This is a genomic window from Pseudomonas sp. ATCC PTA-122608 (assembly GCF_001952855.1).
GTDB lineage: Bacteria > Pseudomonadota > Gammaproteobacteria > Pseudomonadales > Pseudomonadaceae > Aquipseudomonas.
This window is the reverse complement of the sequence record NZ_LPNO01000013.1, coordinates 447,553-458,520: the sequence shown is the minus strand read 5'-3', so window position 1 is coordinate 458,520 and position 10,968 is coordinate 447,553. Positions and strand designations below refer to the sequence as shown.

Sequence of the window (10,968 nt, the reverse complement as noted above, 5' to 3'; positions counted from 1 at the left end):
TTTTGATCTGCTTTTGATTTTGATCTGACTGCCCCATTCAGCCCGAGGCCGAACGCAGGTATTGCGGAGCGGGTAAACCGGCAGGACGCCGGTTTAGCCGCGCCGGGCCATGGATGGCCCGTCGCGGCGGCCCGCGGAGCAATACCGGAGTGAGGGAACACCGAGCCTAGGCGAGGTGCCGACAGGCGGGGCAGAGCGTTTTGGTTACTTTTGCGCTTTTCAAAAGTGACCCGCTGTAAGAGCGGAACCATAGCCCGCCGTTACCTAAATAACGGATATGTACGCAATTTCACACCAGTCAACCTGCAACACCAGGCCCATCACCCGAGCCAGGGATTGGCCGCCAGATGCCCCCGCTCAAACACCTTGATCTGCTCACTGCGCTGCAACGTCGTACCGATAGCATCCAACCCCAACAACAACGCAGTCTTACGCAACGTATCAATCTGAAACCCAATCACCTGCCCGTCCGCCAAAAGAATCTCCTGCGCCTCAAGATCCACACTGATCAGCGCCTGTTCAGGCTGACTCACTGTCTGCCCCAACCGCTGCAACACCGCCTCCTCCAGCGTGATCAACAACACCCCATTACGCTGGCAGTTGTCATAGAAAATCCCCGCAAAGCTGCTGCCGATCAGCGCGCGAATGCCCATCTGCTTCAAGCCCCACACCGCATGCTCCCGGCTGGAACCACAGCCAAAATTCGGCCCCACCACCATAAAGCTCGCACCCTGCCAGGCTGACTGGTTCAGCACAAACTCCGGATTTGGTTCGCCCGACGCCAAAAAGCGCAAATCAAAGAACAAACCGCGATCCAGCCCGTTACGGTCGATGCCCTTGAGAAACTGCTTGGGCATGATCACGTCGGTGTCGATATTGGCCGCTAGCATCGGCGCGGCCTTGCCGGTGATCCGGGTGAAAGGTTGCAGGCTCATGTGCGGTCTCCAAAGTGGCGAATGTCCGTCAGGCGGCCGGTGATGGCGGCGGCTGCAACCATGGCCGGGCTCATCAGGTGAGTGCGCGCACCCGCGCCCTGGCGGCCTTCGAAGTTGCGGTTGGTGCTGGAGGCGCAGCGGTCGCCCGCCTCCAGCACGTCGTCGTTCATTGCCAGGCACATCGAGCACCCGGACTGGCGCCATTCAAACCCGGCCTCGATAAAGATCGCAGCAAGGCCTTCGGCTTCGGCCTGGTCACGCACTTCGGTGGAGCCCGGCACGATCATCGCCCGCACATGGTCGGCCACGTGCTTGCCGCGCACGACGCTGGCGGCATCGCGCAGGTCTTCGATGCGGGCGTTGGTGCAGGAGCCGATAAACGCATGGCTGATGACGATCTCACTCAACGGCATGCCGGCTTCCAGGCCCATGTAGTTCAGGGCGCGGCGCATGTCCTGGCGCAGGATCAGGTCGCTGACGTCTTGCGGGTCTGGCACGCGGGCGCCGATGGGCGCGGCCTGGTCAGGGCTGGTGCCCCAGGTGACCATCGGCTCCAGGCCGGTGGCGTCCAGTTGCACTTCGAGGTCGAACACCGCGTCGGCATCCGAGTGCAATTGGCGCCAGCCCACCAGGGCGCGCTCCCACAACTCGCCCTTCGGCGCGCGGGGTTTGCCCTTGAGGTAGGTGAAGACTTTTTCGTCCGGCGCCATGAACGCACCACGGGCGCCCGCTTCTACCGCCATATTGCAGATGGTCATGCGCGCCTCGACACTCAGGGCATCGATGGTCGAACCGCAAAACTCAATAGCGTAGCCGGTGGCTCCCGAAGCGCCGATCTTGCCGATCAGCGCCATGATCACGTCTTTGGAAGTCAGGCCGTGGGCCAGTTCGCCGTCCACGGTCACGCGCAGGCTTTTCAGGCGCTTGTAGACCAGGGTTTGCGAGGCCAGCAAATGCTCGATTTCCGAGGTGCCGATGCCAAAGCCGAACGCGCCCAAGGCACCGTAAGTGGTGGTGTGGCTGTCGCCGGCAGCGATCACCATGCCCGGCAGAATGAAACCCTGCTCCGGGGCGATCACATGTTCGATGCCTTGGCGCTTGTCGAGGATATCCAGCAGCTCAATCCCGAAGTCCCGGCAGTTTTCCGCCAGGTACGACACTTGGCGCGCGCCGCCCGCATCCGGCATGGTCGCGATGCGCTTGGGCGTGGTGGGGTTCACATGGTCGACCACCGCCAGCGCCGTGCCGGGGCGCCATACGCCACGGCCTGCCTCGCGCAAGCCGCTGAAGGCTTGCGGGCTGGTGTATTCATTTATTACCTGACGGTCGATATACAGCAGCACATGGCCCTGGTCATCCAGGCGGCACACCGTGTGGGAGTCGATGTGTTTGTCGTAGAGGGTTCTGGCAGAAGTCATTATTGGGCTCGCTCAACGGTATGGCTCCATCATAGGCAGCGCCCCCGCCCCATCAATCCCGCCTTGGTGATGACTCGGAACATGTTTCGTGTTGCATGAATGGCTATCTGAAACATTTACTTTCATATCCGCCTTAGGGTTTTGCATTTCTCATCCGTCTTAACTTAGATACAGCCGCTCGCGTCAGCAAAAGCTACGGGCGGCGTTTTCCGGGCCTTTACTGCCTCCCTCCGATCAAGACCCTTATTCACATGTCGAAGAAGTCACGCTCAAAACTCTGGTTTCTCGTGCACAGCTGGCTGGCATTGCCCATCTGGTTCTTTGTGCTGATCGTCTGCGTCACTGGCACCCTGGCGGTGGTCAGCCAGGAGATCGTCTGGCTGGCCAACCCGGACATCCGCGCCAGCAAGCCGTCGGACGATGCCGAACTGCTCAGCTACGAACAAGTCATCGAGGCCATGAACCGCGCCGAGCCGCAGACCATCGTCAAATCCCTGAGCCGCCCCGACGAGTCGCATTTCGCCCTGACGTCGAACGTGGCCTATCCCGACGGGCGCACCGTAGAAGTGTTCGTCAACCCCTACACAGGGGTGATCCAGGGGATCGCCCCGGCGTTCGACTTCCAACAATTCACCCGCGCACTGCACGGCTGGTGGCTGGTGCCGTTCACCAACGGTTTCAGTTGGGGCTGGTACCTGGTCTCGTTGCTGGGTTTGCCGCTGCTGGCCTCGCTGGTTACGGGCCTGGTGGTCTACAAGCGTTTCTGGAAAGGCTTTTTCAAGCCGACCCTGCGTTTCAACCATGGCGCGCGAATCTTCTGGGGTGACTTTCACCGATTGAGCGGGATCTGGTCGATCTGGTTTATTGCAGTCATTTCCATAACCGGCACCTGGTTTCTGATTCAGGCGATTCTCTTCGATAACCAGATCTCGATTTCCAGTGAACCAATTGTCCCGGTGATCACCCGGGACAAGGTGCCCCTGTCCAGCCCAGGCGTGCGTGCGCCGATGATTCCCCTGGACGAGGCAATCGACATCGCCACCCAGCGCATTCCAGGCCTGGAAGCCAGTTTCGTCAGCCTGCCGGCGACGGCCTATAGCCATTTGATGATTGGTGGCCGGGGCTGGTACCCGCTGATGTACCAAACCGCGCAAATCAACCCTTACAACGGCGAAATCGCCGCCTCGCACCTGCTGTCCGACCGCTCCGGCCTGGAGTTCGTCACCGAATCCATGCGCCCGCTGCACACCGGGGATTTTGGCGGACTGTGGATCAAGATGATCTGGTTCTTCTTCGGTTTGGTACTGAGCATGATGGTCTTGAGCGGTCTGCTGATCTGGAGCAAACGCACGGCGCTGGCCACGCTCAACGCACTCAAGCGTGGCGCCAAGGTGCGCCGGCAACCGCTGGAAAATCCGCTTGGACAGGCTGAAACCACGGAGGGCAACCGATGAACAAGGCCACGACGATTAACCCGCCCTCTCCCCTGCGCGCCTTCTGGCTCAAGTGGCGCTTCCACATCAATATCCTGCTGATTCTGGTGCCCCTGGGCTTTATGCCCAAGTACTTTGCCGACGCCGCGCTGTTTCGCGGTGACAGCGGTCTTGGCGAGCGGGAGATCGGCGAAGTACAGGTCGGCCCCTGGAGCCTGAAACTCGCCGAACTGCGCAACGAGCCGCCGCGCCCCGACCCGGCAGGCCCGATGAAGTCCTTCAATGCCGCCCTGTGTGCCACCTGCATCGACCAGGTCAAGGCGACCTACCTGCGCATCGGCAAGCCTCGCAGCCTGCGGGCCGCCGGGGTGATCTTCTTCGGCACACCGTATCGCATGGGCGCCATGCTGCCGATCCCCGAACGCACCCCACTGGACGCCGAAGTGTGGATCACCATGGAAGGCTGGGACGGCGCCATGCACCAGGCCTCCATTCCCTTGAGCCAGGCATCGCCGGCCACCATCGACTGGCTGAAAAAACGAGGAGTTAAACCATGACCTTGCAGCAATTGGCCCGTGCCTGTGGCGTGCTGATCCTCGGCGCCGGTTTCAGTACCGTCGCCCTCGCCCACAACCCGATGTGCGAATGCAAGGAAATCCCCGGCGAGCAGATCCAGTGCACCGGCGGTTTCTCCGATGGCAGCGGCGCCCCCGGCGTGACCCTGGATGTGATCGGCTATGACGAAACCATCCTGGTGCCCGGCAAGCTGGGTGAAGACTCGAAGCTGACCTTCAAGAAACCGTCCGCCGAGTTCTACGTGTTGTTTGATGCGGGCCCCGGCCACGTTGTGGAAATCGACCAAGCGGATATCCAGCCCCAATGAGCCGTACAACCCAAGTCGTGCGCCCTGCCGGTGCCGGCCATGAAACCCTGTATGTCCTGCTGTTGTGCCTGATCATCCTCGCCGTTGCCGGCACCGTGGTGGCCTTGCGCGGTGAAAGCCAGGAGATCGCCGCCGTGCCCAGCCACCAACTGGACGCCCGCCGCGACCTCAGCGCCGCCGAGCAAGGCATCTACGCCGACCTGCGGGTGACCCTGGACGAAATCCACTTGCTGCAGGAAGAACACAGCACCCTGCCGACGCCTGAGCAACTGGGCGAGGAAGGCTTTGCGCCCTTCGCCCAGGACGCCAGCTCGGTGAGCCGCGGCGACCACCGCTGGCAGTTGCTGGACGCGGCCTACCTGGGCCTGAGCCAGACACCGGACCTCAGCGGTTCGTTGTTGATGCGCATCCGTGGTGCCGAGCCGGATATCTGGCTCAACCGCAGCGCCAACCTCACCGCCCCCACCGACCTCACTGACCAGGCGCTGATCAGCGCGGGCTGGCAGCAAGTGGTCGCGCAATTCGATGCCGGTGTCACCCGCCAGCATCGTCATTGAATTCACGCTGTAGCGAGAGAAGACCATGTCTATTTCATCTCCATTATTACGCCTGGTGCTGGTCGGCCTGATTACCGTGCTGCTGGCCCCATTCGCGAGTGCCGACCCTGCCAAACGCCTGCGCATCGGCATCACCCTGCACCCGTATTACAGCTACGTGGCCAATATCGTCGGGGACAAAGCTGAAGTCGTGCCGTTGATTCCGGCCGGCTTCAACCCACACGCCTACGAGCCCCGTGCCGAAGACATCAAGCGCATCGGCACCCTGGATGTGATCGTGCTCAATGGTGTCGGCCATGACGATTTCGCCGACCGCATGATCGCCACCAGTGAGCACCCGGACATCCCGGTGATCGAGGCCAACGCCAACGTGCCGCTGCTGGCCGCCACCGGCAACGCCGCCCGCGGTGCCGGCAAGGTGGTCAACCCGCACACCTTCCTGTCCATCAGCGCCTCGATTGCCCAGGTGAACAACATTGCCCGGGAACTGGGCAAACTCGACCCGGACAACGCCAAGACCTACACCCAGAACGCCCGCGCCTACGGCAAGCGCCTGCGCCAGATGCGCGCCGGCGCCCTGGCCAAGCTCACCAGCGCACCCAACCCCGACCTGCGGGTGGCCACGGTGCATGCGGCGTATGACTACCTGCTGCGGGAATTCGGCCTGGAAGTCACTGCCGTGGTGGAACCGGCACATGGCATCGAACCGAGCCCCAGCCAGTTGAAGAAAACCATCGACCAACTGCGGGAGCTGGACGTGAAAGTGATCTTCTCAGAGATGGACTTCCCGTCCAGCTACGTCGACACCATCCAGCGTGAATCCGGGGTGAAGCTGTACCCGCTGTCGCACATCTCCTACGGCGACTACAGCCCTGAAAAGTACGAAGTGGAAATGACCGGCAACCTCAATACCGTGGTGCGGGCGATTCAGGAGTCCGGGGCATGACGGCGGCTGAACACTTGAGCGTGGCCAGCGTTGGCCCGACCCTCGACTTCAATAACGTGGCACTGACCCTGGGCCGTACCGTGATCCTCGACGCGGTGAGCTTCCAGGTCCAGCCCGGCAGTATTCATGCGCTGGTGGGGCCCAACGGCGGCGGAAAAAGCTCGCTGATCAAGACCCTGCTGGGGCAAACGCCGCACCAGGGCCAGTTGAGCCTGCACTGGCCGGACGCACCCGGCACCATCGGCTACGTGCCCCAGGCGCTGGAGTTCGACAGGGGCTTGCCGATGACTGTCGACGACTTCATGGCTGCGATGTGCCAGCGGCGTCCGGCGTTTCTCGGGCTGTCAAAGCACTACGCTGCCGCGATTGGCGACGCACTGGAGCGGGTCGGCATGCAGGACAAGCGCAAACGGCGCATGGGAGCCTTGTCTGGCGGTGAGCGCCAGCGCGTTCTGCTGGCACAAGGCTTGATCCCGGCGCCGCAATTGCTGGTGCTGGACGAACCGATGTCGGCGCTGGATGAAGCCGGTATCCAGGTGTTCGAGCGCTTGCTGAGCGACTGGCGCCAGGCCGGGATCACCGTGCTGTGGATCGAACACGATCTGGAAGCCGTCGGCCGCTTGGCTGACCGCGTCACCGGGCTGAACCGCCGCGTGCTGTTCGACGCTACGCCCAAGGAGGCGCTGACCCCGGACCGCCTGCTGACCCTGTTCTCCACCCACCCACGGAGCCCGGCCTTATGAGCTACGAAGCCTTTCGCTTGATGGTCCAGGGCTGGGCGTCTTCCGGGTATTTACCGGAAGCACTGGCCTATGGGTTTGTGGTCAACGCGCTGCTGGCCGGGCTGCTGATCGGCCCGGTGCTGGGCGGTTTGGGCACCCTGGTGGTGGTCAAGCGCTTTGCATTCTTTTCCGAAGCGGTGGGCCATGCTGCCTTGACCGGCGTGGCCGTGGGCATTCTGCTGGGTGAACCCTACACCGGGCCTTACGGCAGCCTGTTTGGCTACTGCCTGTTGTTCGGGATCCTGCTCAACTACTTGCGCAACCGCACCGGCCTGGCGCCGGACACCTTGATCGGCGTGTTCCTGTCGGTGTCCCTGGCCCTGGGCGCGAGCCTGCTGCTGATTCTGGCGGGCAAGATCAACGTGCACATCCTTGAAAACGTGTTGTTCGGCTCGGTGCTGACAGTGAACGGCAATGACCTGCTGGTGCTGGCGATTGTCGGCTCACTGGTGATGGCCCTGGCCCTGCCGCTGTACAACCGCATCATGCTGGCCAGCTTCAACCCGCAACTGGCGGCGGTGCGCGGGGTAGCGGTGAAGACCCTGGACTATCTGTTCGTGATCCTGGTGACGCTCATCACCGTTGCGGCAGTCAAGGTCATCGGCGCGATCCTGGTGGGTGCGTTGCTGGTCATTCCGGCGGCCGCCGCACGCCTGTTGAGCCAGTCGCTCAAGGGGTTCTTCTGGATCTCGGTGGTGATCGCCACCGTCAGCACCCTGTGCGGGATCCTGCTGCCAATCATCTTCGACCTGCCGATTCCGTCCGGTGCCGCAATCATTCTGGTAGCCGGTATCGCCTTCGCCATCGCCGCCATCGCTCGCGGCACGGTCCCCAGCCTGAAAGGGAATCTTGGATAATGCGCCCGATTTTTCGACCACTGCTGCTGGCCCTGGCAATCGCCGCACCGGCGTTCGCTGCCGACGGCGTCAAGCCATTGCAGATCACCGCTAACCAAGGCGTCGGCCATGCCGCCCTGAACAAGGCACACGGGTTAAAGCCGGTGAAAGTACTCGCCGCGCTGCCGATTACTTACGGCCTGGCGCAGGTGCTGCTCAAAGGCACCGATGTGCAACTTGAACGCGCGGCACCGGCCAACCTGCCCGGCTCGCGGCAAGTCGCCTATTTCACCGGGCGCGGCGCACAGGCATTGAACACCCTGGCGCTGGACGCCGACGCGGCCATCGGCCTGCGCTCGTTGTGGCCCGACGACCCGCTGTACCCGGTGGCCCGACGCAGCAATATCCGCATCATAGAAGTCGACGCTGCCCGCCCGGTGGACGGTGGTTTACCGGGGATTGCCGTGCAGCCGGGCGCCATCGACGGTTTGAACAGCCAGCCGTGGCAAGCGAGCAACAACATGGGACGCATGGCCGATGTGATGGCCGCCGACCTGAGCCGCCTGGCACCCGAGGCCAAGGTGCAGATCGAGGCCAACCTGGCCGGCCTCAAGCAACGCCTGCTCAAGCTCACGGCCGACAGCGAGGCGCGACTGGCCAAGGCCGACAACCTGACGGTGGTCAGCCTGAGCGATCACTTTGGTTACCTCGTCAGTGGCTTGAATCTGGAACTGGTCAGCACCGATGCGCGGGCCGATACCGAGTGGACACCCGAGGCGTTGCAACAACTGACTGCAAGCTTGAAGGAAAATGAGGTAGCCGTGGTGTTGCATCATCGTCAGCCAAGCGATGCAGTGCAGGCAGCTGTCACGGCGGGCGGGGCGAAGTTGTTGGTGCTGGGCACCGATGGCCCAGACCCGGTTGCAGAGCTGGAAGGCAATGTGGACCAGGTGATCAAGGCCCTGTAACGCGCCTCTCACAGACGAAACACAGTAAATGTGGGAGCGGGCTTGCTCGCGAAAGCGCTGTGACAGTCAATACATCAAGTGACTGACACGACGCCTTCGCGAGCAAGCCCGCTCCCACATTTGGATCTGTGTTGTGCTCGATATCTGGGTCAGCCCGCGAACCCGCAAGCCAAGCGATGCGGTGCAGGCGGCGGTCGCGGCAGGCGGGGCGAAGTTGCTGGTGCTGGACACCGATGGCGCCGACCCGGTGGCAGAACTGGAAGGCAATGTGGATCAGGTGATCAAGGCGCTATAACGCGCCTCTCACAAGCGAAACACAGTAAATGTGGGAGCGGGCTTGCTCGCGAAAGCGGTGTGACAGTCAACGCATAAAGTGACTGACACGGCGCCTTCGCGAGGAAGCCCGCTCCCACATTTGGATCTGTGTTGTGCCCGAGGTCTGGGTCAGCCCGCCAACGCCTGGCTGTCCATCTTCTGGCGCAGGCTCAACGGGCGCATGTCGGTCCACACTTCTTCGATGTAGGCCAGGCACTCTTTCTTCATCCCGCTCTTGCCGACGGTGCGCCAGCCTTCCGGCACGGCTTTGTAGTCGGGCCAGATGGAATATTGTTCTTCATGGTTGACCACTACCTGAAACAGGATGTCTTCGCGGTCGAATACTGAGGTCATTGCTGTTCTCCGTCGGTGTAAGGCTGGCTGCGCACCACGCACAGCTGATGTAAGAAAGAACGTGCCAGCCCGGTAAAAAATTAGAGGCTGGCGACCGCTGCCGCCAGGGCGCGACCAAAGATCTCGGCCACACGGTCGATTTCTGCGGCGGTAATCACCAACGGCGGCAGGAAACGCACAACGCTGCCATGACGACCGCCCAGTTCAAGGATCAGCCCGCGCTTGAGGCATTCACGCTGTACCAGTGGCGCCAATTGACGATGCACCGGCGGGTGGCCCTGAGTGTCCGGGGCGCCTGCGGGATCCACCAGCTCCACGCCGAGCATCAGCCCACGACCACGAATGTCCCCCAACTGCGGGAAGTCGCGCTGCAGGATGCGCAGGTGCTCCCCAAGGCGCTCGCCCATGGCGGCCGCGTGGGCGGGAATATCGTGGTCTTTAAGGTAGCGCATCACCGCCGACCCGGCGGCCATGGCCATCTGATTGCCACGGAAGGTCCCGGCATGGGCGCCTGGCAACCAGGTGTCGAGCCAATCGCGATACACCACCACCGCCAGCGGCAAGCTGCCGCCGATCGCCTTGGACAGCACCACCACGTCCGGGACGATGCCGGCGTGTTCGAAAGCAAACATCTTGCCGGTACGACCAAAGCCGCTCTGGATTTCGTCAACGATCAGCGCCACACCGGCTTGTTCGGTAATACGGCGCAGGCCACGCAGCCAGTCGAGATCGGCCGGGATCACGCCGCCCTCGCCCTGCACCACTTCAACGATCACGGCTGCCGGCAGCAAAACACCGGCCTCGGGGTCGTTGAGCAGGTTTTCCAGGTAATGCAGGTTGACCTTGACCCCTTCCGCCCCACCCAGCCCGAACGGACAACGGTAGTCGTAGGGAAACGGCAGGAATTGCACGCCATTACTGAGCAAGGCACCCAGCGGCTTTTTCGGCCCCAGGCTGCCCATCAGGCTCAGGGCGCCCTGGCTCATGCCGTGATAACCGCCCTGGAACGACAACACCGTGCTGCGTCCGGTGGCGGTGCGCACCAGTTTCAGCGCGGCTTCTACCGCATCGGTACCGGTTGGGCCGCAGAACTGGATCTTGGCTTCCCGCGCCAGCGCCGACGGCAACAGGCCGAACAGGTCCTGCACGAACTGATCCTTGACCGGTGTGGTCAGGTCCAGGGTGTGCAACGGCAATTCATCGCTCAACACCTGGCGAATGGCCTCGATCACCACCGGGTGGTTATGCCCCAGCGCCAGGGTGCCGGCGCCGGCCAGGCAGTCGATAAAGCTGCGGCCTTCGACGTCCTCGACGTAGATCCCGCGGGCGCGCTTGAGCGCCAGGGGAATGCGCCGAGGGTAGCTGCGAGCATTGGATTCCTGCTGGCGCTGGCGGGCCAGCAGCGGGGTTTCGTCGAACTGGTAGAGCGTTTCCGCAGGGACCGCTTGGGTCTCTTCAATACGGCTGGTAGCGACTGACATTTCCAGATCCCTCAATACGCTGATGATGGTGACCAAACTGCCAACCCGTTGGCGTCTGGC

General features: G+C 62.5%; 12 protein-coding genes and 1 pseudogene. 9 read left to right on the top strand and 4 right to left on the bottom strand.

All coding sequences use genetic code 11. The annotated features are described in order from the left end of the window. Positions 1–320: 320 nt before the first annotated feature. Together leuD and leuC are read right to left on the bottom strand one after the other, a co-directional pair. Positions 321–935, bottom strand: a complete 615-nt coding sequence (gene leuD, locus AU074_RS14855; protein ID WP_076015339.1) for a 3-isopropylmalate dehydratase small subunit — start codon at positions 933–935, stop codon at positions 321–323. Further along, positions 932–2,353, bottom strand: coding sequence for a 3-isopropylmalate dehydratase large subunit (gene leuC / locus AU074_RS14850; protein WP_076015338.1), 1,422 nt, complete (start codon positions 2,351–2,353; stop codon positions 932–934). Before leuC ends, leuD begins: the two co-directional genes overlap by 4 nt. Before the next feature lie 251 nt (positions 2,354–2,604). On the opposite strand from leuC, the gene AU074_RS14845 reads away from it, so the two are divergent. From AU074_RS14845 to AU074_RS33335, 9 genes and pseudogenes are all read left to right on the top strand, one after another. After that, the gene (locus tag AU074_RS14845) at positions 2,605–3,807 is read left to right on the top strand and encodes a PepSY domain-containing protein (protein WP_076015337.1); all 1,203 of its coding nucleotides are present in this window, start codon (positions 2,605–2,607) and stop codon (positions 3,805–3,807) included. After that, entirely contained in the window at positions 3,804–4,343 is a 540-nt protein-coding gene (locus AU074_RS14840; RefSeq protein WP_076015336.1) for a thiamine pyrophosphate-binding protein, read from the top strand. Before AU074_RS14845 ends, AU074_RS14840 begins: the two co-directional genes overlap by 4 nt. Then, the gene (locus tag AU074_RS14835) at positions 4,340–4,669 is read left to right on the top strand and encodes a hypothetical protein (RefSeq protein WP_076015335.1); all 330 of its coding nucleotides are present in this window, start codon (positions 4,340–4,342) and stop codon (positions 4,667–4,669) included. Before AU074_RS14840 ends, AU074_RS14835 begins: the two co-directional genes overlap by 4 nt. Beyond that, positions 4,666–5,226: a DUF6162 family protein gene (locus AU074_RS14830; RefSeq protein ID WP_076015334.1), complete on the top strand. Its 561-nt coding sequence runs from the start codon at positions 4,666–4,668 to the stop codon at positions 5,224–5,226. The genes AU074_RS14835 and AU074_RS14830 overlap by 4 nt, the downstream gene beginning before the upstream one ends. A 25-nt stretch (positions 5,227–5,251) precedes the next feature. After that, positions 5,252–6,172, top strand: coding sequence for a metal ABC transporter substrate-binding protein (locus AU074_RS14825; RefSeq protein WP_076015333.1), 921 nt, complete (start codon positions 5,252–5,254; stop codon positions 6,170–6,172). Further along, on the top strand, positions 6,169–6,915 hold the full coding sequence (locus tag AU074_RS14820; RefSeq protein WP_076015332.1) for a metal ABC transporter ATP-binding protein: 747 nt from the start codon (positions 6,169–6,171) through the stop codon (positions 6,913–6,915). The genes AU074_RS14825 and AU074_RS14820 overlap by 4 nt, the downstream gene beginning before the upstream one ends. Continuing rightward, positions 6,912–7,811 carry a metal ABC transporter permease gene (locus AU074_RS14815; RefSeq protein WP_076015331.1) on the top strand — a complete coding sequence of 300 codons (900 nt, stop codon included), beginning with the start codon at positions 6,912–6,914 and terminating at the stop codon, positions 7,809–7,811. The genes AU074_RS14820 and AU074_RS14815 overlap by 4 nt, the downstream gene beginning before the upstream one ends. After that, positions 7,811–8,758, top strand: a complete 948-nt coding sequence (locus AU074_RS14810; protein WP_076015330.1) for a metal ABC transporter solute-binding protein, Zn/Mn family — start codon at positions 7,811–7,813, stop codon at positions 8,756–8,758. The genes AU074_RS14815 and AU074_RS14810 overlap by 1 nt, the downstream gene beginning before the upstream one ends. Before the next feature lie 169 nt (positions 8,759–8,927). Further along, positions 8,928–9,053: pseudogene (locus AU074_RS33335) on the top strand (metal ABC transporter substrate-binding protein); the annotation flags it as partial. Between the two features lie 149 nt (positions 9,054–9,202). On the opposite strand, the gene AU074_RS14805 reads toward AU074_RS33335, so the two are convergent. Both AU074_RS14805 and AU074_RS14800 read right to left on the bottom strand, forming a co-directional pair. Beyond that, the gene (locus AU074_RS14805) at positions 9,203–9,427 is read right to left on the bottom strand and encodes an MbtH family protein (RefSeq protein ID WP_003209001.1); all 225 of its coding nucleotides are present in this window, start codon (positions 9,425–9,427) and stop codon (positions 9,203–9,205) included. Between the two features lie 80 nt (positions 9,428–9,507). Beyond that, positions 9,508–10,908 carry an aspartate aminotransferase family protein gene (locus AU074_RS14800; protein ID WP_076015329.1) on the bottom strand — a complete coding sequence of 467 codons (1,401 nt, stop codon included), beginning with the start codon at positions 10,906–10,908 and terminating at the stop codon, positions 9,508–9,510. Positions 10,909–10,968: the final 60 nt, after the last annotated feature.